Below are 24,289 nucleotides of genomic sequence, written 5' to 3'. Positions count from 1 at the left end.
CATTTTTCTTTAATAGAATTATGGTATATTAATATTGAGATAAAAAAGAATAGAAAATAGGAATAGGAGGAAACGGAAGTGAAAAAAGTTATTATGGCATTATTGCTGTTAATAGGAGTTGTTGGATTTTCAGATGAAGAAGTTGGCTATAAAGGCTATGATTTACCTTTTACAAGCGATGGAAAACTGCATGAGGAAATATTGTTAAAAAGAACAATAACAGCAGATGATACTTCAATAGAAATAAAAAAATTGAAGAATGGAAAGTATCAGTTCTGGGATTATGCTATGTATGATGCAGATGATACTGAAGTTCCAAGAATAAGTGATGCTGTTGTGGAAAAAAATGTACTTTGTGATGAATATATCTGTGTGGGATATGATACAAAATTAAAAGATCCAGTAATTTTAAATAGAAAAACAAAAAGAATAATTAGTATCGTACGTAAAGAAGGTGATAATCAAATGGATGATCCTGAAACTTTGAGAAGATTCCCTGAGGATAATCCTGAAATGTATAAATTATACCGTGATTATTATAAATTGTACAAATAAATTGTGATTAAAAAATGAAAAAATATAAATATTAAATTTAAATAGAAAGAGCAGGTAAAAATTATGAAAAAAATATTATTTTTAATTATGGCATTAGCTGCAATACCAGCATTTGCAGTAAAGGTTACGACAGATGGAAAACATAATTTGGAGAAGGCGGCAGGAAAATATCAAGGTATTGAAATATTTAAAAAAAATGAAAAATGGTACATAACAAAAATACATGACGGATTCGATGAAACCGAAACAGTTCCTATAGTAATGGAAAAAAATGGAAAATTTTCAGCAAATTATAAAAAACATGAAAAAGAAACTTATGCTTATGATACGAAAATGAAAACTTTAGTAACGCTTGCTAAAAATGATACAGATCAGATACTTTTTATTGAACTGCCTGAAAAAACAAAAGCAACAGTGGATACAAACTTTAATATGAATAAAGTAAAGGGTTATTGGTGTGATCAACTGTTTGAAATTGTTCAGAAAAATGGAAAATGGTATTTACATGGTGAAGATGACGGCGGATGGGAAGAACTTATAACTGTAGCAAAAAATGGATTTACCGTTGAATATGGAACTAAAGATACTGGAGATGACAGAAGATTTACTTTTGATACAAAACTTCAAACAATGGTTGAAATTGACAAGGATGGAAATATAATTCTTCCATTTATATTAAAGGATTATTGTCCAACAGGATATAATTAATATCTGAATCTTATTTAAAATTAAGTTTACTAAAAAGGAGTTTGTGATTTAATATAAAAAACAAAAATAGGAGTTGATAAAAAATGAAAAAATTATTATTAATAGCAGGATTATTAGTTATAGGAGTTGTTACATTTGCAGGAAATTATGAAAATGAATTGACAGAAAGAATGAAAGTTTCAGAAGAAAAAGCACAAGCTGGATGGGATAGCGGAGTAAGAACCAATATGGTTAATGCTTCACTGGATTTGGATACTGAATGGGAAAAAGAATTAAACGATGTGTATAATTTGATTTTGAAAAAATTGCCAGCAAAAGAAAAAACAAAATTTAAAGCTGACCAGCAAAAATGGTTAAAAGACAGGGAAGCTAAAGTTCAGAAAGCATACGAAAAATACACAAAAGAAGAAGGACCAAGAATGGCAGGAGAATTAGCTGCTAATGAGAGATTAGATATAACAAAGAATAGAACTTTGGAACTGGCTAAAAAATACGATGGATTAAATAAAAATAAATAAAATACAACATTTATATTTTTAGGAGGAGAAATTTATGAAAAAAATATTATTAATAATAGGAATGTTGCTTGTAGAAGCGGTTGCATTTGCAGGAAAATATGAAGATGGGTTAAAGGAACGTATGAAAGTTGCGGAAGAAAGACTTGAATCAAAGTTTGAAGGAACGACAGCAGATATGTTGAATGCCAGTTCTGAATTAACAGATGAATGGGAAAAAGAAATGAACAAAGTGTATGATTTAATTTTGAAAAAATTATCAGCAAAAGAACAATCGAAATTTAAGACCGAACAGACAAAATGGCTAAATGACAGGAAAGCAGCTATAAAAAAGGCATTAGCTGATGAAGAGGATGGACCTAAAATGGCTGTATTTGGAGCGGCTGGAACTGAATATGAGATGACAAAGGCAAGAGTTTTGGAACTGGCTAAAAAATATGATAAATTAAATAAGTAAAAATTATTATAGTTATGAAATAAATTAGTTTCATAACTATTTTTATTGACTGAGTTATGAAAGTGTAGAAAATATAAAATTAACTTATAGATACATACATACTCGAACTCGTTTAAAATAGAACTCCTAAAAATTTAAAAATCTAGGGTTGAGTAAAATAGTTATAGCTTTTGAGTTTAGTATTAAGGCAGTTTTACTATAAAATACAATCGTATAACAAAAAACACCTTTCGTTTTAATAGGATTGTTAAATTAACATTAATAAAAGAAAGGTGCTATGTTTTGAGTAAATTCTAAAATATTTCTATTTTAAATCATTTATATATTTTTTTACAAAGTCCTGAATATCAGCCTTATCAATTACATTTGAAAATCTTATTTCTGAATTTCTCACTTCTGTTAATTTTTCTGGGAATTTTACACCAGTAATTTCGGATACTTCATCTAAAATTGCGTAAGGCTCTTTTGTTTCATCAAGTCCCAATGCTTTTGCAATTGGAGTTGGGAATTTAAATGGATGTGCTGTTGACATTATTACTGTGTGAATGTTTTTATCTAAGTTGTTGTTATCTAATTTTTCATAAACAGAATAAGCTACTGCTGTGTGCGGATCCATTAAATAATGATAATTTTCATACACACTCTTAATTGCATTTACAGTTTCATCATCGTTTGCAAATTCTCCATAAAATTCATTTTGAATATTTTTCAATTCTTCTTCATTTACAGACAACTCTCCTCCTGAAAGTAAGTTTGTAATCAATTCGTTTACTCTTTCAGAGTTTTCATTTAATGCGTAATACAGGTATCTTTCAAAGTTTGATGAAAGAAGAATATCCATTGATGGTGAGTTTGTTGCGTAAAAATCTCTATTTTTGTTGTATATTCCAGTTTGGAAGAAGTCAGCTAGAACTTTGTTCTTGTTTGAAGCTGAAATAAATTTTTTGATTGGTATACCAAGTTTTTTGGCAATAAATCCAGCCAAAATATTTCCAAAGTTCCCAGTTGGAACTACCACATTAAATTCCTCATCAGCCTTAATTGTTCCAGCCTTTACCAAATTTACGTAAGTTGATACGTAATATATGATTTGCGGGAATAATCTTCCGATGTTAATTGAATTTGCACTAGAAAACATTACATTATGGTCATTTGCATATTTTTTAAATTCTTCGCTGGAAAAAATGACTTTTATGGCACTTTGGGCATCGTCAAAGTTTCCGTTAATCGCAACTATTTCTACATTGTTTCCAAGCTGTTTTCGCATTTGTTCTTCCTGCATCGGGCTAACTCCATTTTTAGGATAAAATACGACAATGTTAATTCCGTCAACATCTTTAAATCCTTCAAGTGCGGCCTTTCCAGTATCTCCAGAAGTTGCAGCGAGAATCAATATTCTTTTATTCTCTTTTTGTTTTTCTTTACTTAAAAGCAGCAAATACGGGAATAATGAAAGAGCCAAATCTTTAAATGCCAATGTTCTTCCATGAAACAGTTCTCCAAAACTTACTTTTTCATTTAATTTATGTACAGGGACAATGTTTTTATCAGTAAAAGTAGTATTGTTATAAGCATTATTCACAGCATTTTTAATTTCTTCGTCTGAAAATTCTGTAAAAAATAGTTTTATAATTTTTTCGGAAAGTTCCTGATAAGACAAGTTCTTTAGTTCATCATAAGTCAATTTAATTTCTGGCAATTTTTCAGGGATATAAAGCCCGCCACCATTTGCAAGTCCATGTAATGTGGCAAAAGTTGAGTTTTGTGCTTCTCCGCCTCTTGTACTTTTATAATTCATAATTACACCTCTTCTTTGATTAATTTATTTATAAAACATTATAACATAAAAAAATACCCCAATCAATTGTAATAAAGTATTTTTCTCATTTTTCTTTAATGGCTATTTTGTATAATATAAGTGAGACATAAGAACTTTATTACAAATAATAAATAGAAGAAATATTCCTGAAAAATTTAAAAGAATATTCGCTTGGAAAAGAAGGTATGAAAAATAAAGCATTTCAATCAATGGAAGGAAAAGTTCACACAGAGTTGGAAAATTTAATAAGAGTTATAAAGAGTTTATAAATAAAATTAAAGATAGGCAAGGAGCTTATTTGACCTCCTTGTTTTTTTATTGAATTAATTTTTTAAAGATAAAACTAACGGTAAATAATTTAATTCAAAAATTTACTTTTCCTCTATTGACTTTTTTAAAATATATGGTATAATATTTACTGTAAAAATGTTTGGTTAATTAAAATATAAAATAATTTTAGGAGGAATAGTTATGAAAAAAATAGGATTGGGATTATTTCTGATGATGTCAATGGCGGCATTTTCAGCACCAAATTTTGTAGATGTGAACAGGATACGTAAGGACGGTTACACGATATATCAAGATATAGACAGTACATTTGCATTTACGCAGGAAACAAACGAAATGAAAGTAGCAGTAACACTTTACTTTTCCAATGAAGGAAGTCCAAAGGCTGTAAAGGATATATTTAAAAAAGTTGCACCAAGTAATTTGAGATTATTAGGTGAAATGGAAAATAGTAGAGCCTATATTCAAAAATTTTATGAAAGTTCAACAGGAAAATATATGTATAATATTGTAGCCAAAAGAGAAAAAGTTAAAGGATGCTATGTTACAGCACTACTGACAGTAAATGGAGAAGTCTCAGAAAAAAAATTATCTAGAATAACTGATATAGTAATAACAAATGTTGAACAGTATTTAAGAAAATAATAAAGGCTAAGGAAAGATTTTATGAGAAAAATATTATTAGGATTATTTTTAGCATCGACAGTCTTGTAGTAGGAAAAAATTCTAAAGTAAAAAATTGTTATGTTGTAATAGTGTATTCTACAAATGAAAATTATACTGATAATTTAGGGAGTAAAGCAAATGAGCTTTTAAGTGAAGCAGAAAGTAATTTAAGATAAAAAATAAAATAATAAAAAATAGGAGGAATTATTATGAAAAAATTAATATTAGGACTATGTTTGGTATTTGGGATGGCAGCGTTTTCAGCACCTAGCTTTGTGAATACGAGGGAAATAGAAAGAAAAAATTATAATATCGTTCTTGATGAAGATGCAGCACTTGTTTATTATGGAAAACTTGGAAAAAATAAAGATGTAATAGTAACATATTTTTATGACGGTATTAGCGGAAAAACTGTTTCTAAACTTCTTGAGAGAGAAATTATAGATAAATTAGGAGTAAAATTACAAGGTAATTTTGAAAACAATAGATATTATGTTAGCAAATACTATGATTCGAATGAAAGAAAATATATTTATCATATAGTGGGGAAAAAATCTAAAACAAGAAACTGCTATATTTCTATTGCTTATCTTACAGATGCTAATCTTAATGAAAACCAGATAGTAAAAGATGCAAATACACTTTTAAATGACGCAGAAAGTAATTTGAGAGGATAAAAAATAATTACAAAGTAAAGGGAGTTTTGAAAGAAGAAATATATAAAATTGGCTATTTCCATTTGGGAATGGCTGTTTTTATTATTTTGCATTGTTTTGATTAAAATGATTTTAAAATTTAGGAAATTAAATAAACCTTGATTTAAAATTAAATAAACATAATAAAAAAATGTAGTTTAAAGCAGTATCAGAATAATAAAAAGAATTTAATTACTTGTATTTTTTTTCTGAAAATGGTATCATACTGATGAAAATATGTAAGGAGGGAAATTTTAAATTGAAAAGCAGGGTTGAAGAAAAAAATGGTAGATTAAGGATGGAAAATATAAATTCAGAAAATTTAAAAAGTGAAAATAATGAATTAAATAAAAAAGATGTAAAAACAGAAAACTCGAATAAACAAAAAGAGGAAATATTGAAGAAAATGTTAAAAGATATGGATGATGAAGTAAAAAGAGAAGAAATTATTCATATGCTTTTAGAACAAAAGGTTTCAAAAGTTATAAAAGAAGAAGAAATTGATAAAAAAAAGTTATCGTATAAATTTTCAAATTTTGTTGGAAGTAGGGGATTTATTGTTTTTATGATAATGTTTGTAGCAATATGGGTTGGGATAAATATTGTATTTCTTGTTATTAAGCAATTTAATCCATATTCATATGTAATATTGAATGTTGTATTGTCTTGTTTTATGCTTATTTTCTGTTCACTTATAGTTTTTAATCAAAATAAAAAGAAAAAAATTGATGAAAAAAAGTCTGAAAATGATTATAAAGTAAATTTGAAAAATGAAATTATAATAGAAGATTTGCATTATAAGCTAGATGATTTGATTGAAAAGCAAAATGAAATTGCAAAACGAGTTTCAGAGCTTGAAACTAAGAAGAAAGTACCAGTAGCAAAGGAAAAGAGAGAATATAAGTTTATTGATATTTCAGAACACGATGCTAAAAGAAAATAAGGAAGACTAAATATGGAAAGAAAAGGTAAAAATGAATATTTTTGATTTAAAAGATTTGTCAGAAAAAGAGGAAGTCGTTAGGATTTTAGCTGAGGGTAAAAATGTAAAAATTGAAAAAATTATTTCGACTGGGCAGACAACAGATTGGCAGGAATCTGAACAAAATGAATTTGTGATTTTAGTTCAAGGTGAGGCTGAAATTGAATATTTTGAAGATAAAAATTTTGAAAAAAATGGAAATATAATAAAAAACCAAAGGAATACTAATAATAAGAAACTACAATTGGCAAAAGGGGATACAATATTAATCAATAGAGGTGAGAAACATAGAGTAAGCTATACAAGTAAAAATCCTTGCTGTATATGGATTTGTATCTTTTTTAATTAAAAACTGAAAATAAAAAAGAAGGTGAATGTAATGTTGTTATTTGTAATATTTGCATTGGTTGTCGTTATTGCGACAGGGATACCATTTGTAAAAAAAGGAATTGAAAATAGAAATTTGATGAAGGAATATATTGAACAGGGCCTTGGAAAACATGAGGCGATTGGGAAAATAAAAGATACTAAAACGACAAATGATAAAGTAGTTGAAGGACTGTTTTACTTATCTTTTGTAGCTTTGCTTGGTGGTGGATTTTACAACTTTTATTTGTACGAAAATGAAAATTCTGACAATATGACGGCTCAACAACAGTCAGAAAGAACAATGGCAAAAATTACAACAGATCAGAATCAAAATCCTCAAAATCAGCAAAATCAAGGAACACCAATTATTCAAAATAATATAGTTACGGATTCTGGTGATACACAAGTACAGGAAAACGTAAGAAAAGAGCAGGCAAGGATTGATAAAATGTTTGCTGATAGCCAAAAAAATACAGAAAGTTTATTTGAATCATTGAAAAAAAGCTTTGAAAAACAAGATACTGATTCTGGAATTAAAAATGGTGAAAAAGCATTGGAAAAAGTAAAAAAATCTAACGATCTATTTAAAAAGGCCAAATGTAATCCAACTGGAGATGCAACTTTTGATAAGGAATGTCCGAAACTTCTTGAAAAAGGAAAAGAGCTGTATTCTGCAAAACAGATTGATGTTGAAAAAATGCTAGGTGTATTAAAAGAAATTGAAAAAGGTATAAATAATGTTAAAAATAGCGAAATAGGACAGCAGGCTATGGAAGAAGGCGGTAAATTGTGGGATAGCCTTATGAAAAAAGTGGATGAAATTCAGAAAAAATAAGAATTTTAAAATTTAGAAAATAAAAAATAAAAGTTTACATTAAAAGCCAAATAATGTGAAATAATAAAAAAATTGGAAGCTGTCTGCATTTTAGATTTTCTTCCAATTTTTTTGTAAAGTTATGTTTTATTTAGTTGGTTTCCAAGTTTCAACAACTTTTGCCATTTCCATTAATGTTTGTCTATTTTGAAGTCCTTCCATAGAGATAAAATAGACTTTACCTTCGTGATCAATACAATTTATAATCATTATGGTACCATCATTATACTTTATTGTTAAACTTGTCCCTTGATATCCATTTATATCAACAGGATCTAAAGTAATATTTTCTTTAGGAATTCCTTCATTAAGATATTTTTGCATAAGTACATAGGCAGCTTTTTCTGAATTTGCTTTCGCATCTTTAGAAAGTATGTCTAAAGTTACAATATTTGCAGAATCAATACTTAATTGAACCGCAGTTGGAGATGAGTTTGGATCTGTAAATTCAAGCCAATTCTCAGGTTTTGTTACATAACCAACAGTATCATTTCCGTATCTGATACCTTGTATAGTATTTTCAGTTTGACTTTTAGTTTCGGTATTTTTAGAGTTATTTTCTTGTTTTGTAGTTGTAGTATTAGCAGCCGTTGTTGTAGTGTTTTCATTGTCGCTGTTGTCACTTCCGCAAGAAAATAATAATGCCGTTATAAATAAAAGTATAGCTAGTTTTTTTGAATTTTTCATTTCAATCCTCCTCTTATATTTTGTTTAAATTAAAGGTAACTTATTTTCTGTTTTTTGCATAATAATTATACAATATAAAATTTTAAAAGTCAATGATTTTAATTTTCAACCACTTCCAATTTTTCTCTTTTCCACAGAACAACAATAAGAACCCCGGCAAAAGTACCTAAGTGACTGGCTTCGACATCTGAAAGTAAAAATAATTTTACAATAACTGCAAATATTGGAATTATTAAAAATATAGTTATTAACCTAAAAAAGTCGTATTTTATTTCTATTAAAATTTCCTTTTTATCTTCAAGATCTATTCCTAATCTTCTATTTTTAGCCCTGTTTTCTGAAAGGATTACATACTTTTCATCAGTTTCAAAAATAGTTTCAGAATTTGCTTTTAATTTTATCTTTTCATTATCAATCCAAAGTATTTTTGGGAATATCCTAAATTTTAATTTATCACGAATTATTATTTTTGCCATTTATCTCTATTTTCCTTTTCAATTTTCTTCTGATTCTCTATATATTCTGTAATGTTTATAAAAATTCCTTTTAATTCAAATAATGTAATGCAATAAAGTGATAGAATGCTTAAACTGTTAATTTCAATATTAAAAATTAACATTAGCAGTAAAAATATTAAAACAGTAATTGAAACTATTGTCCATTCAATTTTAGAAAAAGGATTGATATTATTGTCATCCATTCCAACATCAGTTGTAATAAGAAGATGAAGGATATAAACGCCGATTAGTTTTATTAATTGCCAAAAAAATGAAAAATTTTCTAGAATAATCTTGTTTCCAGCCAGATGAAATAAAATAATCATAAGAAATTCAATTATAAAAAATTTTTTCTCGTCATATAAATTTATAATTCCATTAATTAGTGACAAAACAAGCATTATTTCAATAATATGTATTGTAAATACGTTTTTATCCAACTTTTGAATATCAATATAATCCATAAAAATTGAACTTAATAGAATCATTTTTATTATTTGATACATTTTGTTTCTCCTTTCGTAAGAAAAGTGCATTATATAAGTTAAAATAACACACTTCACTTACAAAAAATTCAAAAAACTACATATTAAAATATTTACAGAACGGCTGCGAGAATACAATCGCACTTACTGTAGCTTCTGGGTACATCATAAATTCTTCTGTTAGAGAGATTCCATATCTTTCTGGTTTCAATAAATTGAATAATTTTCTTTGGTCGCTCAGGTCTGGGCAGGCTGGGTAGCCGAAAGAGTAACGGTTTCCTTGATACTGAGCATTTAAAATTTCGTTTAAGGAGATGTCCTTGTCGATAATTCCTACATCCTGACGCATCATTTTGTGAATGTATTCTGATGTTGCTTCAGCAAGTTCAAGTCCTACAGAGTTTACAATATGTCCTCTGTAAAATTCACCTTTTTCTTTAAGTTCATTTGAAACCAGTCTTGACTTTTCTCCTGCAGTTGCGACAAAGAATCCGATGTAGTCGATTCCATCTGGGCTTATATAATCATTTAATGATAAATACTGTCCATATTTTTGTCTTGGGAAATCAAATGTTTCTAAAACAGTTGACAAGTCATCTGATAAAACTTCGATTTTGAAATCTTCTTTTCTTTCTCCAGCTTTTCGACGTACAGGGAAAAACTTGTAGATAGCTTTTATATCAAAGTATTCATCACCATTTTCGATGATATCCAAAATCTCATTGTATAATTTTATTGTTCTAGGGTCCTGTTTTTCAATTAGATTATTTACAATCCACTTCATTCCCAGATGTTTTCCAATTAGCATTTGTAAATTTATGAATGGGAATACATCTTTTGCTTTTATATTTGTTATAATTTGTTTATTTAATGTTTGTGGCTTATAAATTTTTTCAAAATTATATTTTGGAAGCTCAACCTTTGAAAAATCGAATGTTCCGTCGGCATCCTTAATATCACTTACCGTTGGCTTAACTTTCAGCTGCTCAAGTTTTTTGGCATCTTTAATTGTTACGAGTTCTCTACGTTTTTGCAAATATTCCTTAAATTCTTCAAATTTTTTCTCATCAATCATTTTGTTTAAGTCAGCAAGAGCCGTCATTGCATCTCTTGAGTAAATTACGATATTATTTTTGTAGGCAGGCTCAATTTTATTTACAGTAAATTTTTCCGTAAGTGCCGCACCTCCTACAAATATTGGAATATCAATACCAGCTTCATGCAGAACGCCCATAGTATTCACCATTTCTGTGGCAGATTTTACAAGAAGTCCAGAAAGGCCCAAGAAGTCTGCCTTATGTTCAATAATTGCTTCACGGATTTTTTCAGCAGGCGTATTTATTCCCAAGTCAATTACTTCGTAACCGTTATTTCCAATGATTATCCCAACCAGATTTTTTCCGATGTCGTGAACATCCCCTTTTACTGTTGCCATAATTACTTTCCCTTTTACAGATGATTCATCTTTTTCCATAAACTGTTCCAGATGTGAAACTGAGGCTTTCATAACTTCTGCACTTTGCAACACTTCGGCAACAATTAAGTCATTGTTGTTAAACAGTCTTCCAACTTCATCCATTCCAGTCATCAGAGGACCGTTTATTATGTCAATTGGAGAATATTTCTGAAGTAACTCATCAAGATAGACAATCAAATCTTTCTTACTTCCTTCAACAACTAAATTTGAGACTTTTTCTTCGGTAGTTAAGTTGCTTGTATCAACCACTTTTTGGATGGCTTTTTTCTCACGGTAGAAGTTTGCAAATTTTGATACATTTTCATCGTTTGTATGGAATAATAGATTTTCTGCCAATTCCTTTTCTTCATCTGAAATTTCGTCCATTGGCATAACTTTTTCAGTATTCACTATTGCATAATCAAGTCCAGCTTCATAGGCTTTTTGCATATAATAAGTATTCAAAACTTCTCTTCCTGCGACAGGCAGTCCAAACGAAACATTACTTACTCCTAAAATTGTCTTTACATTTGGCATTTCAGCTTTAATTTGCCTAATTGCCTCAATTGTTGCTGTGGCAGAGCCAATATACTTCTGATCTCCTGTAGCAACTGGGAAAACTAATGTGTCAAAGATTATGTCTCTTTCATCAATTCCGTATTTTTTCGTAAGAAGTTCGTAACTTCTTCTAGCAACTTTCAATTTTTTCTCAACTGAAACAGCCATTCCTTCCTCATCAATCAGTCCTACAACGACAGAAGCCCCAAAATCCTTAATAACTTTTGCCATATCAGCAAATTTCTTTTCTCCATCTTCAAGGTTAATCGAATTTATAATTCCTTTCCCCTGCAAGTAAGTAAGACCTTCCTTAATAACATTTATATCAGTTGAGTCAATCATAAGAGGAACTTTTGCAAATTTTGCCACTTTATCTAAGAAAGCTTTCATGTCTGCCACTTCATCCCTGTCTGGATTTGCAAGACAAATATCAATTACATCCGCACGCCCCTTAATCTGAAGTCTGGCAACCTCTGTTGCCTCGTCAAATTTTTCGCTGGCAATTAAGTTTTTAAAAATACGTGAACCGATTACGTTTGTACGTTCCCCCACGTAAATTGGACGATTTTTTGGAGTTTCTAAAGCAATTAGTCCTGATACATCGTTAAAATCTTTGTTTTCGTCAATAACTCTTGGAGAATAGTTTACACTTTTTTCCTTAATTTTCTGAATATGCTCAGGCGTAGTTCCACAGCACCCTCCAACAATATTTAAATAATTATTTTGGAAAAACGGCTCAATTTTTGCCGACAATGTGTCTGGAGTTTCTTCGTATTCGCCATCTTCGTTAGGAAGTCCAGCATTTGGATAAACTGAAATATATGTATTTGAAATATTATTTAATGTCTTTAAAAATTGTGTCATAAATTCAGGTCCTGTTGCACAATTCAGTCCCACAGAAAATGGATTCATGTGGTTTACAGCGTAATAAAAAGCATCTGCAGTTTGTCCTGCAAGTGTAGTTCCTGTACTTTCAATTGTAAACGACAGCATTAATGGAATAGTATAATTTTCTTCCATAGCCTTTTTAAGCCCCAAATAAGCCGCTTTCAAATTTCTTGTATCTTGAATAGTTTCAAACAGAATTAAGTCAACTCCACCAGCCATAAGCCCAGAAACAGCTGTATAATAGCTATGGATAAGCTCTTCAAAAGTTACTCCCCCAGTAACGCTGATAGATTTGTTGGAAGGTCCTAATGCCCCTGCAACATAAAGATTTCTCGTAACTTCAGGATGCTCGCTTCTATATTCAGCAATAGCTTCATTTACAAGCTCTGCCGCGGCTTTATTCATCTCAAAAACTTTATCTTCCAAATCGTAATCATTTAATACAATATCCAAAGCTCCAAAACTGTTAGTTTCAATAATATCACTCCCAGCTTCTAAATATCTTTTATGAATATTTTTAATAACGTCAGGTCTTTGCAATACAAGATAATCATTGCACCCTTCATATTTTTCTCCGCCAAAATCACTTGCAGTCAGTTTTTCCTGCTGAATCATAGTCCCCATCGCTCCATCCAGCAGTAATATTTTATTTTTCAAATCATTTTGTAATAAATTGTAAGAATTTTTATATTTATTTTTTGTCATTTATTCAACTCCTATTTTAGTAAATTTATCCTATTATTTTATCATAAAAACCTTTATGTGTATATAAAAATATGAAATTAATTCAAAAATATGTTTAAAAGTACATATTATCAAGTTAAATTTAACGTCGATAATATTGTGAATATATACAGTTATTGAGAAATGTAATGAAGGACAGGAATTTTCTTGTTCAGAATAATGCCTTCCTGTCTTTTTTATTTTAGTAATTGTATTTATATTTCAAATCTCATTTCTTCATTTACTTTTCTTGTAGAGTAAGTTGTATATTTGTTGCAATTTTTAAATATAAAAGAATAAAAAAGCTATAAATTAGTACTGATGTTTTCGGATTTTTTTAATAAAATTTAAATATTCAAATATAAATTTTTAAAAATTTTGTATTATCCTTAAAATAAAAAAAATAAAATTGTTTTACAAACTATTATTTTTTCGGAATCCTTTTAAAATATAATAAATAAATAGATTTTAATATATAAAATATATAATTAATAAATCCCTTTATCTAGCAACTTAGAAACTCTTTAATCAAAAATTAAATATAATCTTATTGAAAAAATTTTAAAAATAAGATACACTACATATATGTTAAAAAATTCAAGCAAAACACAATATATTGTGTTTTTTATATAATATAGAAGGAGATAGAAAAAATGAAAAAAATAGTGAAATTTGAGAAAAATGATTGCAATCCGTGTGCAATGGTGTCGGATTTATTAGATAAAAAAGGTATAGAATATGAAAGAATAAATCCATTTGATAATCCAGAAATTGCTGTAAAATATAAAATAAGAAGTGTTCCAACAGTAATTTTGTTTGAAGAAAACGAAGAAATAAAAAGAACAATTGGATTTAAGCCAGAAGAAATCAATGAAATCATCTCAATGATGTAATGAACAATTTAAAATACAATTTAAAATAATAAATTAATACTACTCAAAACGATTTTTGTTAAAATATCTAGTTTTGAGTATATTTTATGCCTAAAATTTGGAAATATACTTAAAAATTAAACTACTAAAAATTATATAAATCAAGTATTTGAGTAAAATAGATATTGCTTTTGAATTCAGTTTTAAAGAAGTTTTACTATATATTTAAAATTACTTGAAATTTAAAGTTATAAAAGTTAAGAAAATTAGCATAATTAAGGATTTTTGATTTTAAAAAGTATTTGTAAAACAAAATTTAGCAGCTTATTCAATAAAAAGGCAGAATAAATATTAAAAAGCAAGGTGAAATCGATGTATATATATTACGATTCAAAAACAGGAAATGTTGAACGATTCATAAAAAAAATGCAAGCACAACGTCCAGATTGGCATTTTATAAAGATAAATCCAACTACGGTAATCAAAAATGAAGGACATTTTCTAACATTTACAACAAAAATTGGAGAAATTCCAACAACAACAGACGAATTTTTAAAAAATGAAAACAACAGTAAACTATTAAAATCAGTAAGTTCCAGCGGAAACAGAAACTGGGGACAATTTTTCGCACTAGCAGCTGATAAAATTCAGGAAAAATACGGAATTCCAATATTGATGAAATTTGAGTTGTCAGGAACAAGTACGGAAGTGGAAAATTATATAGATTATTTGGAAAATAATTAATTTTTAATTTTATAAAATTTATTGTTATTAATAGATATTTTTTATAATTTATATATTTTCCTTTTTTATAAAGTAGCAGGAACATTCGCCATCCCCTTTTGAAACCTGTTTTGTATAAGCATTTTTTTGAAATATTTCCAAATTTTATTTTGAAAAAGTAGTTTAAATATTTATATTTTGGGAAACTTAAACTGCTACGAATACGAAACTAAATGATCATTTTTATTTTAAAAAAATAACGATACTTTAAGTTTAAGTCTAATTATAACAATTAAAAGGTTTTTAAGTAAAATTTCGTTGAAAGAAAAATAGCTGTTTGAGCTTTTGAAATAAACTTTAAATTGAATATAGTTATTTGTGTGTTAATAATTTATCTTAAAAAGCGAGTTCTATTTTTCTTTTATAAGAAAGTTTTACGTTAAGCGGGAGTGCAGAGGTATGGCGTTTGATACCTCTGCATAAAAAAATGAATTTAGAAAAAATAAGAAAAATATTTATTAATCAAAATAATCAATTATTTGAATTTTTGAGAGACAGGATATAATCAAATTATATAAAAAAATAAATAGGAGAGAAGATTATGGTAGATAAAAGAGCAAAAAAATGGATATATTTAAATAACGAGATAATGGTAAAACAAGGGGAAGATTTTCAGCTTGAGAAAGATAAAGAGGCTGTTTATTCGTATTTTGTAGATTATGTGAATAAAAATACTGTATTTTTTCACAATCTTGAGGAAAAAATGGGATATTTGATAAAAAATGATTATTATATTGATTTTTATGAAATGTATAGCCATGATGAGATAAAGGAAGTGTTTAAGCTGGTTTATGATAAGAAGTTTAGATTTGCTTCGTTTATGAGTGCATCGAAATTTTATCAAAGTTATGCTTTGATGGATGATACTGGAGAGAAATTTTTGGAAAGATATGAAGATAGGATTGCAACAGTTTCGCTTTATTTAGCACAGGGAAATGTTGAAAAGGCAAAAGAGTATGCTTTGATGTTGATAAATCAAGAATATCAGCCTGCTACGCCTACATTCTTAAATTCTGGAAAAAAACGTTCTGGGGAGCTTGTTTCTTGTTTTCTTGATGAAATGGGAGATAATTTGAGCGGAATTGGATATGTTTTTGATTCTTCAATGAAACTTTCTTCGATTGGTGGAGGAGTTTCGATTAACCTTTCTAAAGTAAGAGCAAGAGGAGAGTCAATAAAGGGAGTGGAAGGCAGAGCTTCTGGAGTTTTGCCGATTATGAAAATTTTGGAGGATATTTTTTCGTATGCAAATCAGTTAGGACAAAGAGCTGGGGCTGGAGCGGTTTATTTGAATGTTTTCCATTCTGATATTAATGAATTTTTGGATAGTAAAAAAATAAATGTAGATGAAAAAATCAGGATAAAATCATTGTCAATCGGAGTTATTGTTCCAGATAAATTTATGCAGTTGGCAATGGAAGATGAAGTTTGTTACACATTTAATCCACACACAGTATTCCTAGAATATGGACAATATCTGGATGAAATGGATATGAATGAAATGTATGAAAAACTGGTTGATAATCCTAATGTTAAAAAGAAAAAAATTAACGCAAGGGAACTTCTTGTAAAAATTTCTCAAACTCAAAAAGAAAGTGGATACCCTTATTTATTCTTTAAAGATAATGCAAATAAAGAACACGCATTAAAAGAAATCGGAACAGTTAAGTTCTCAAATCTATGTACTGAAATTATGCAATTATCAGAAGTTTCAGACATTAATGCTTACTACGAAGAAGACACGATAAGACGTGGAATTTCATGTAATTTAGGTTCATTAAATATTGCTACAGTAATGGAAAACAAAAGAATAAAAGAAGCCACAAAAGCGGCGATTGATTCACTTACAATGGTATCAGACTTGACAAACATTGATATTGTTCCATCAATAAAAAAAGCAAACGATGAGCTGCACTCAGTAGGACTGGGAGCAATGAACCTGCACGGATACTTGGCTAAAAACTTTATTATGTACGAAAGCAAGGAAGCACTTGACTTTTGTAACGTATTCTTCATGATGGTAAACTTCTATTCATTGGAACGTTCGATGGAAATTGCAAAAGAAAAAGGGGAAACTTTCAAGGACTTTGAAAAATCTGAATACGCCAACGGAAACTACTTTGACAAATATATTACAAAAGAATACATGCCACAAACAGAAAAAATAAAACAGCTATTTGAAGGAATTTACATCCCAACAAAAGAAGACTGGGCAAACCTAAAAGAGCAAGTAATGAAACACGGAATTTATAATGCTTATAGAATGGCGATTGCTCCAAATCAGTCAACATCGTATATTATGAATTCTACGGCTTCGGTAATGCCAGTAGTTGACACAATTGAAGTAAGAGAATACGGAGACAGCACAACTTTTTATCCAATGCCGTACCTAACAAATGACAACTATTTCTTTTATAAGTCAGCTTACGATATGGATCAAAAAAATATCTTGAAACTAATTTCTGTAATCCAAAGACATGTAGATCAAGGTATTTCGACTATCTTGTATACGAAGAGTACGGACAGCACTAGAGATTTGGCTAGACTCTATATTTATGCACATAGGCTGGGGCTTAAGTCGCTTTATTATACTCGAACTAGGAAGGCGACTATTGAGGAGTGTATAAGTTGTTCGGTTTAGAAGAAAAATCCGAGAGTTAAATAGTTATAAAAATTCAAAATCGATAAATGGAGGAAATATGTGGAAAAAGTGTTCTACAATGGAAGAATTGAAAGAATTGTATAATATAAAAAAAATAAGAGGAGAATTGAAAAAAGAATTTCCCAATATAAAAATAAAAATGAATTCATGGGAAAATATATGGTTATTTATAAAAGATGTAAATTTTTTTTTAATAAAAGAAAGATATCTATTTATTTTGTTAAATGTAGATAATCCTTCACGTTCTGAGAATTTAGGATTAAGTGAAGAAATAATAAATAATAAAAAAAAATTAAAAAAATGGAGAAATGAAATTTTAAAATATATTTCTCCTGATAGAAATAACAATTCTGAAGAAAGCAATAAAGCAACTCAAAAATTAACAGAAATATATAAAGAGGTTTTAAAATATGAAGAAGAATAGCATTGACCTAAGAAAAGATTTAGCAACTATTTTTAAACCAGCCAAAAATATAGAGTATGAAAAACCTGATTCCCAAAATATTCTTGATAAGGAAAATTTACAGAAAATTAATAAATCAATTGAAGAGGGTGTTTTTATGTTAAATGATGGACAAATAGTTGCAGAATCAAATACTAAAATAATTTCTGGAATTATGTGTACAACACCTAAGGAAGCAAAAAATGTAATATTAAGAAAAATTTCTGATAAAGATAAAAGAACAATTTATGATTTAAATGGTCAAGAAAAAGAGGCTATACGAATAAATTATTTGCAAAAACAATTAAATGAAAATTTAGATGCAATAAATACTCCAGAAAAAAAAGAACAGTATAAATATAGTAGTAATAGTATTCAAAATATAAATACTTCTTCTGAAGTTATGGAAAGAAAAAAATTGGGATCTGATGCATATGAAAAAATAGATAAAAGAAACAAAAGAAATAAAAAATCAAACTCAAAAATAGATGAAGAGGATGGAAGTAATTTAGAAGAAATATTTGATATACATCATATTAAAGAAAAAGCGACGACATATGCAGACTTGAGTACAAACGATAAAAATTATATGGCATTAAATAAAAATACTCATAAAAAAAAACATAAATAATAAATTATTCAAAAATTATAGTTTTAAAGACAAGTCTTGATAGAAATAAAAGTAACAATTACTGCATTTTTCTATAATAATATTATATAAAGGAGTTAAAAAGTGTCAATTGAAGATTTAAGAGAGAAAAGAGAAAGGTTAAAAGAAAATACAGAAAAGTTAAGTAGAAATATGAATATAGTTATAGAAGAAAACTATAGAGTTGCAGAAGTGGCGTATAATTCAAAACATTTAATAAATGATTTGGAAAATGAATTTAATAGACAAACAGGATTAGATGGTATAGATGCTTCATTTCTTTTTCTTGCAACTGCTTTGCAACTTTCTAGAATAATAATAATAAATATGTTGACAAAAATAGAAAAAGCTGGAGTTGGAAATGTAAAAGAGCATAAATTTCATAAACTTCAAAATAATGTACTTAATAATAATTTGCTTCAAAATATTAGTATAGAAAAGCCATATTATTCTTCCTTAGAACATATAATCACAACATTGGGAGTTCCATATGATGCAACAAGATATTTAAATGATAAAACAATAGAATTACATCTTAATAAAGGGTATACATGGAATTTTGATCCAAATGATTTAAAAACAGAAAATTTAAAAATTTTTAAAGGTGCTAATCATAGATTTGCAACATTAGGGCATGATCCTATATTGGGATTAATTTTTGGTACAGCTAATATAATGACAAATACAATAACAAGTGTGAAAAAAGAAGGAATATTGCCAGTTATAAAAACAAATCATGTGGTATATACTAGTTTATATAAAAATCCAAGTATAGGTAAAAATGCTTCTACTTTAGAGATGTTTAATCAGTCTATTCAAAGAACGATTGACGATCCCAAAGTTTTTGTTGTTTCATTAATAAAACAAATTATTCATATAGGTACAGATTTATATACTCCTTGTGGTATTCAAATTCCAGGAGCAAATTTAGTTTTATCTAATAAAGAAACTGAAAAACTTACTAAATATATTAGCACAGGTGATTTAATTAAAATAGGATTTTCAGCGAAAATATCAGAATTAATAAATAATATTATAACAATTTTTCATAATTTATTATATGATGAACAGAAATATTCATCAAGAGAAGTGTATAACGTCAAAACAAAGAAAATAATTTTATATTCTAATTTAATTGCTTCTTCAAGTAATGTAATATGGGTAGGAGCTAATATGTATTCTGGAAATGAAAAAGCTATAAAAGATTTAGATATAGGAGGATTATTAGTAACATTATATCATTTGATTTATGATACAAGATATATTCAAAAAATAAAAGAAGAATTTGTTTTAAATGGATTTAAAGATATGATAAAAGGAGATAAATTAAAGCTGGAGGAAGTAGAATAATGGGAATAGTTAGATTTTTACGAAGAACTAATTCGATTAATAGGATAATTGATACTACAAAAAATATAATTGAAGAAGGAAGTATAAAAGATGGATTGAGAAGAACTGTAAGAGAAGACATTGAAGATACGCCAATTGTATCAAACATTTATAATATGGGTAAATACGAAGGTAAAAAACAGGGTTATGTAGATGCTTCAAAAGAATATGAAGAAAAATTATTATCACAGGCAGAACATTTTATAAACCAAAAAGAATTATTGGTAAATGAAGTATCTAATTATGAAAAATTATTAGATGAATACGAGGTAGAAATAGAAAGGCTTGAAGGAAAATTAAATAAAACTGAAAGTGAAAATAAATATTTAAGTAAATTATTGAGTAATGAAAGAAAATTAAAACAAATGGTTAGATAGTTGAAAAGAAAGAAGAAATAAAAAAATGTTTAAAATATCTAAAATTAAAATTTTTAAAAACTTTTTAGAAAAAGAAATACCCTTAAATAAAGGGATTTTGACAAAATTGGAAAATAATCTTAAAACGAATTTTATTTATAATTCAAATGCGATTGAAGGTAGCACTCTTACTTTGAAGGAAACGGATATTATTCTTCAATATAGGGTTACTGTGAAAGGGAAAAGTTTGAAGGAGCATGAGGAAGTGAAGGGGCAGGAATATACTCTTAATTTTCTAAAGGAAGTTATAAAAACAAATGAATCTTTATCGCTGAGATTGATAAGAAAGTTTCATGCTCTTGTGTTGAATGATGATATTGAAAATAGAGGGAAGTTTAAGAAAAGTAACAATGAAATTTTGGGTGCTGGATTTGAAACGACGCCTTACTATCTTGTTGAAGAGAAGCTGACGGAGTTTATTGAAAAATTCAATAGTGGTGAAAATAATGATTTGATAATTAGGGTTGCTTGTTTTCATGCTGATTTTGAAAAGATTCATCCATTTATTGATGGTAAGGACGGACTGGGAGATTACTTCTGAATTTGGAGCTTATGAAAAATGGTTATCCAATTACAGTTATACGAAATGAAGATAGAGATGAATATTATACTGCTTTGGAAACGGCACAAGTTGAATCAAATTACGAGTTGCTTGCTGATTTTATAGAAAAGAGTGTTGAAAATACTTTTTGGATGTATTACAAATATTTTGATGAAGATACAAAAATGAAGTTTGAAGAATATTTAAAAAAGAATGGAATTAATCCGAAAGAAGTATATCAAAAGAGATTTGAGGATTATCCAGAAACAGAGAGGGATTTTCCAAGAGATTGGGATAAATAGAAATAAAATTATGAAAAATTATTTTAGATTTCAAAGAAAACGGGGAGTTAAATGGGCAGTAAATTATGAGTTTTTTAGAAAGGAAAACAAAAAAATGGAGAAAAAAATTTACGAAGCAGTAAACTGGAACACACCGGAAAATGATTATGTAGAGATGTTTTGGGAGCAGAATTTGAAGCAGTTTTGGATTGATACGGAGTATATTCCGTCGAAGGATATTGATAGCTGGAATTCGCTTGAGCCTGCGATGAAATTGGCGTATTTGCATGTGCTGGGAGGATTGACACTGTTAGATACGTTGCAGAGTCATACAGGGATGCCGAAGATTATTGATCATATTGAGTCGCTACAAAACCGTTCGGTGCTTTCATATATGTGTATGATGGAAACGATTCACGCAAAGTCTTATTCGACAATATTTACAACGGTTGCATCTACAAGGGAGATTAACGAAACGTTCAGATGGGTTCAGGAAAATCCGCACTTGCAGTATAAAGCCAATAAAATTGATACATATTATCAGAAGATGAATAATCCTGAGGCTTCAAAAAGAGATATTGCGATGGCTCTCGCAGCTTCGGTTTATTTGGAAACATATTTATTTTACAGCGGATTCTTTTTACCGCTTTGGCTTGCAGGGCAGGGAGAAATGGTTGCAAGTTGTGACATAATCAAGAAAATCATAGCTGATGAATCGATTCACGGAGTTTTTGTCGGACTATTGTTCCAGGAATTATACAATTCTTTCAGCGAAGAGGAAAAAGCTGATATGAGAGCTGAACTGAAAAAATTGATGTACGATTTATATGAAAATGAAACAAGATATACTGATGAAATTTATGGAGACATTGGACTTACAGGCGATGTGAAGGAGTACATCCGTTACAATGCGAACAAAGCCTTGATGAATCTAGGATTTGAAGAAGAATTTGAAGTGAAAAATGTAAATCCGATTGTGCTAAATGGATTAAATGTGGAAACAACACAGCACGATTTCTTCTCGAAAAAATCTACAAATTATGAGAAAGCGTTGGAAGTGGTGCATTTGCATGATGATGATTTTAAGTTTAATAATGATGAATTAGATTTGGAGATTTAGTTTATGAAAATTATAATATCGCCAAGCAAAACTAAAAAAATTAACAGTTTGCCAATAAAAGATAGTGACTCTTTGACTGTAAAAGAGCCTTTTTATCTAGAAATAACGAATGAAATTATTGAAAAAATAAAAACCTTTTCTGTTGAGGAAATTGAGAAAAAGTTTAAATTAAAAAATGAAAAGGCACAAAAGTTATTGGAATTTTATAAAAATTATGAAAAAGAGAAAAGCGGAAATGCCTTGGCAAGCTATACTGGTGTTGCGTATAAGGCTATAAAGATTGAAACGTTTGATAAAAGTGATTTTGAATATTTGGAATCACATTTGGTTATCTTGTCTGCTTTGTATGGGATTTTGACCCCTTATACAAATGTGAAGGAGTATCGTCTTGATATGACAAACTCGATTTTTGAGAATAAGTCGCTTTATGAGGTTTGGAAAACTAGCATGAATGAATATTTTGAACACGAAGACATTATTTTAAATCTTGCCTCAAAGGAATATTCTAAACTTATAAACCCTGATAAATTGATTGATTTTGAGTTTTGGGAAGACTCAAATGGGAAATTGAAGCAAGTAAGTACAAACTCGAAGAAAATGAGAGGCTTTACGTTGAATTATATTGTAAAAAATAAGATTAGTGATGTAAAAAAATTAAGGAATATTACTTTAAATGGGTATGTTTTTGATGAGGATATGTCGGATGAGAGAAAATTTGTCTATGTGAAAAAGTAACAATAGATGATTGTAAAAGAGAAAGTATTGTTTTATAAAGTTATGAAGGGAAGATATATGAATAAATTAATCTTTATTTTTTTATTATTGGGAGTTTTAGGATTTTCAAAAGATAAAACTGTGATAAGAGATAAAAAAATATCTGAGGAAAAAAGAAAATTTTTATTAAAACTTTCAGAACAAACACCATATAAGACAGAAACTGAAAATCTAGTAGATTATGGTTATATTTGCATTTTTGATAATTAAATAATTTAAAAAATAGAGAGTTTTATATATATGCTCTCTATTTTTGTTTATCTACGTTTATAACAAAAAATTAATTAAAAATTTTCCCTTTCACAAATCCTCCCACCTTAACTAACGCCAACAAAATCGTAAGCAATACAATAATTGAAGGGCCTGACGGAATATTTAGCGTGTAGGAAAAATATAGTCCTAACAGTATTCCGATAAATGAGAAAATTATGGATAGAATTATGATTGCTGAGTATTTTCTTGCGAGTGAGGCTGCGATTGCCTGTGGGATTGTCAGGATTGAGATTATTAGGATGATTCCTATTGTCTTTATGTTTATTATTATGACGGAGGATATTAGGATTATCATAAAGTAGTTTATGAAGGTTACTGGGACACTGTGGATTTTGTAGAAGTTTTCATCAAAGCTGGTGTAGACGATGCTTTTGTAGAAGATGATGAAAAATGTGATTGTGATTATGTCCAGTATTAACAGTAAAATTATGTTTAGGGTGTTGGATAAAAGGATATTTCCAAACAGGTAAGTTGACATATCAGACTGATAGCCTGGTGTCAGGAAGGCAAAAATAATTCCGATAGCCATTCCCATTGACATAACGATACCTATTCCCAAATCACCGTCAACGTGCAGAGTGTCTTTTAAAACCAAAATTAGTACACCTGACAGTATTGAGAAAATCAGTCCAAAAAATAATGGATCTTTTATTGGCAAGTTAAAGAAATAAATTAGGTAGATTCCTATTCCGATACCGCCGTAAGAGGCATGGCTGATACTTGATGAAATAAAGACCATTTTTTTATTTACAATGTAAGTTCCTATTATTCCACAGCATATACTAGAAAGAAGCCCTACAACAAGGGCGTTTCTCATAAAGGCATATTCAAAAATTTTTATAAATTCCATAATTCCCCAATCTTT

The 24,289-nt window shown here is 28.6% G+C and carries 27 protein-coding genes; 21 read left to right on the top strand and 6 right to left on the bottom strand.

Annotated elements, in window-relative coordinates:
• Positions 1-78 precede the first annotated feature (78 nt).
• The 4 genes from BQ5344_RS08995 (at position 79) to BQ5344_RS08980 (ending at position 2,235) form a co-directional block, all read left to right on the top strand.
• Positions 79-555 (top strand): hypothetical protein, encoded by a 477-nt coding sequence (locus tag BQ5344_RS08995; protein ID WP_071125044.1) that lies wholly within the window; start codon positions 79-81, stop codon positions 553-555.
• Positions 556-618: 63 nt separating this feature from the next.
• The gene (locus BQ5344_RS08990; RefSeq protein WP_071125043.1) at positions 619-1,263 is read left to right on the top strand and encodes a hypothetical protein; all 645 of its coding nucleotides are present in this window, start codon (positions 619-621) and stop codon (positions 1,261-1,263) included.
• Between the two features lie 83 nt (positions 1,264-1,346).
• Positions 1,347-1,781: a lysozyme inhibitor LprI family protein gene (locus tag BQ5344_RS08985; RefSeq protein WP_071125042.1), complete on the top strand. Its 435-nt coding sequence runs from the start codon at positions 1,347-1,349 to the stop codon at positions 1,779-1,781.
• Positions 1,782-1,815: 34 nt separating this feature from the next.
• Positions 1,816-2,235 (top strand): lysozyme inhibitor LprI family protein, encoded by a 420-nt coding sequence (locus tag BQ5344_RS08980; RefSeq protein ID WP_071125041.1) that lies wholly within the window; start codon positions 1,816-1,818, stop codon positions 2,233-2,235.
• Positions 2,236-2,539: 304 nt separating this feature from the next.
• On the opposite strand, the gene thrC is transcribed toward BQ5344_RS08980, so the two are convergent.
• The gene (thrC, locus tag BQ5344_RS08975; protein WP_071125040.1) at positions 2,540-4,033 is read right to left on the bottom strand and encodes a threonine synthase; all 1,494 of its coding nucleotides are present in this window, start codon (positions 4,031-4,033) and stop codon (positions 2,540-2,542) included.
• A 492-nt stretch (positions 4,034-4,525) separates the two neighbouring features.
• Here thrC and BQ5344_RS08970 point away from each other — a divergent pair, with 492 nt between their 5' ends.
• The 5 genes from BQ5344_RS08970 to BQ5344_RS08950 all read left to right on the top strand — a co-directional run bounded on the left by BQ5344_RS08970 (position 4,526) and on the right by BQ5344_RS08950 (position 7,889).
• Entirely contained in the window at positions 4,526-4,987 is a 462-nt protein-coding gene (locus BQ5344_RS08970) for a hypothetical protein (RefSeq protein ID WP_071125039.1), read from the top strand.
• A 230-nt stretch (positions 4,988-5,217) separates the two neighbouring features.
• Positions 5,218-5,685 (top strand): hypothetical protein, encoded by a 468-nt coding sequence (locus BQ5344_RS08965; protein WP_071125038.1) that lies wholly within the window; start codon positions 5,218-5,220, stop codon positions 5,683-5,685.
• Between the two features lie 277 nt (positions 5,686-5,962).
• Entirely contained in the window at positions 5,963-6,646 is a 684-nt protein-coding gene (locus BQ5344_RS08960; protein ID WP_071125037.1) for a DUF1003 domain-containing protein, read from the top strand.
• 31 nt (positions 6,647-6,677) lie between these two features.
• Positions 6,678-7,034 (top strand): cupin domain-containing protein, encoded by a 357-nt coding sequence (locus BQ5344_RS08955; RefSeq protein WP_071125036.1) that lies wholly within the window; start codon positions 6,678-6,680, stop codon positions 7,032-7,034.
• Positions 7,035-7,064: 30 nt separating this feature from the next.
• Entirely contained in the window at positions 7,065-7,889 is an 825-nt protein-coding gene (locus BQ5344_RS08950; protein WP_205407999.1) for a hypothetical protein, read from the top strand.
• Positions 7,890-8,015: 126 nt separating this feature from the next.
• Here BQ5344_RS08950 and BQ5344_RS08945 read toward each other — a convergent pair whose 3' ends face one another.
• From BQ5344_RS08945 to metH, 4 genes are all read right to left on the bottom strand, one after another.
• The gene (locus BQ5344_RS08945; protein WP_071125035.1) at positions 8,016-8,615 is read right to left on the bottom strand and encodes a hypothetical protein; all 600 of its coding nucleotides are present in this window, start codon (positions 8,613-8,615) and stop codon (positions 8,016-8,018) included.
• Between the two features lie 98 nt (positions 8,616-8,713).
• Positions 8,714-9,091: a hypothetical protein gene (locus tag BQ5344_RS08940; protein ID WP_021770065.1), complete on the bottom strand. Its 378-nt coding sequence runs from the start codon at positions 9,089-9,091 to the stop codon at positions 8,714-8,716.
• Entirely contained in the window at positions 9,079-9,618 is a 540-nt protein-coding gene (locus BQ5344_RS08935) for a hypothetical protein (RefSeq protein WP_071125034.1), read from the bottom strand. The genes BQ5344_RS08940 and BQ5344_RS08935 overlap by 13 nt, the downstream gene beginning before the upstream one ends.
• A gap of 76 nt (positions 9,619-9,694) precedes the next feature.
• Complete coding sequence (gene metH, locus BQ5344_RS08930; RefSeq protein ID WP_071125033.1) at positions 9,695-13,204, bottom strand: methionine synthase; 3,510 nt, start codon at positions 13,202-13,204, stop codon at positions 9,695-9,697.
• A gap of 671 nt (positions 13,205-13,875) precedes the next feature.
• Here metH and BQ5344_RS08925 point away from each other — a divergent pair.
• The 12 genes from BQ5344_RS08925 (at position 13,876) to BQ5344_RS08875 (ending at position 23,361) form a co-directional block, all read left to right on the top strand.
• Complete coding sequence (locus BQ5344_RS08925) at positions 13,876-14,115, top strand: thioredoxin domain-containing protein (RefSeq protein ID WP_021768585.1); 240 nt, start codon at positions 13,876-13,878, stop codon at positions 14,113-14,115.
• A 351-nt stretch (positions 14,116-14,466) separates the two neighbouring features.
• The gene (nrdI, locus tag BQ5344_RS08920) at positions 14,467-14,838 is read left to right on the top strand and encodes a class Ib ribonucleoside-diphosphate reductase assembly flavoprotein NrdI (RefSeq protein WP_071125032.1); all 372 of its coding nucleotides are present in this window, start codon (positions 14,467-14,469) and stop codon (positions 14,836-14,838) included.
• Positions 14,839-15,418: 580 nt separating this feature from the next.
• Complete coding sequence (nrdE, locus tag BQ5344_RS08915) at positions 15,419-17,518, top strand: class 1b ribonucleoside-diphosphate reductase subunit alpha (protein WP_071125031.1); 2,100 nt, start codon at positions 15,419-15,421, stop codon at positions 17,516-17,518.
• Between the two features lie 58 nt (positions 17,519-17,576).
• Entirely contained in the window at positions 17,577-17,963 is a 387-nt protein-coding gene (locus BQ5344_RS08910) for a hypothetical protein (RefSeq protein WP_071125030.1), read from the top strand.
• Positions 17,950-18,612 carry a hypothetical protein gene (locus tag BQ5344_RS08905; RefSeq protein ID WP_071125029.1) on the top strand — a complete coding sequence of 221 codons (663 nt, stop codon included), beginning with the start codon at positions 17,950-17,952 and terminating at the stop codon, positions 18,610-18,612. The genes BQ5344_RS08910 and BQ5344_RS08905 overlap by 14 nt, the downstream gene beginning before the upstream one ends.
• 102 nt (positions 18,613-18,714) lie before the next feature.
• Complete coding sequence (locus BQ5344_RS08900; protein WP_071125028.1) at positions 18,715-19,980, top strand: hypothetical protein; 1,266 nt, start codon at positions 18,715-18,717, stop codon at positions 19,978-19,980.
• Positions 19,980-20,396 (top strand): hypothetical protein, encoded by a 417-nt coding sequence (locus tag BQ5344_RS08895; protein WP_071125027.1) that lies wholly within the window; start codon positions 19,980-19,982, stop codon positions 20,394-20,396. Before BQ5344_RS08900 ends, BQ5344_RS08895 begins: the two co-directional genes overlap by 1 nt.
• Before the next feature lie 25 nt (positions 20,397-20,421).
• Complete coding sequence (locus BQ5344_RS12485) at positions 20,422-20,976, top strand: Fic family protein (RefSeq protein WP_235846142.1); 555 nt, start codon at positions 20,422-20,424, stop codon at positions 20,974-20,976.
• 2 nt (positions 20,977-20,978) lie between these two features.
• Entirely contained in the window at positions 20,979-21,278 is a 300-nt protein-coding gene (locus BQ5344_RS12480; protein WP_235846141.1) for a hypothetical protein, read from the top strand.
• A gap of 94 nt (positions 21,279-21,372) precedes the next feature.
• Complete coding sequence (nrdF, locus tag BQ5344_RS08885; RefSeq protein ID WP_071125526.1) at positions 21,373-22,377, top strand: class 1b ribonucleoside-diphosphate reductase subunit beta; 1,005 nt, start codon at positions 21,373-21,375, stop codon at positions 22,375-22,377.
• A 3-nt stretch (positions 22,378-22,380) separates the two neighbouring features.
• The gene (locus BQ5344_RS08880) at positions 22,381-23,112 is read left to right on the top strand and encodes a YaaA family protein (RefSeq protein ID WP_071125026.1); all 732 of its coding nucleotides are present in this window, start codon (positions 22,381-22,383) and stop codon (positions 23,110-23,112) included.
• A 57-nt stretch (positions 23,113-23,169) separates the two neighbouring features.
• Entirely contained in the window at positions 23,170-23,361 is a 192-nt protein-coding gene (locus BQ5344_RS08875; RefSeq protein ID WP_158663017.1) for a hypothetical protein, read from the top strand.
• A gap of 70 nt (positions 23,362-23,431) precedes the next feature.
• On the opposite strand, the gene BQ5344_RS12055 is transcribed toward BQ5344_RS08875, so the two are convergent.
• Entirely contained in the window at positions 23,432-24,274 is an 843-nt protein-coding gene (locus BQ5344_RS12055; RefSeq protein WP_083378235.1) for a metal ABC transporter permease, read from the bottom strand.
• Positions 24,275-24,289 lie beyond the last annotated feature (15 nt).

Source organism: Leptotrichia massiliensis, assembly GCF_900104625.1.
GTDB lineage: Bacteria > Fusobacteriota > Fusobacteriia > Fusobacteriales > Leptotrichiaceae > Leptotrichia > Leptotrichia massiliensis.
The sequence above is the reverse complement of the archived record's forward strand: the minus strand, read 5'-3'. Positions and strand labels throughout refer to the sequence as shown.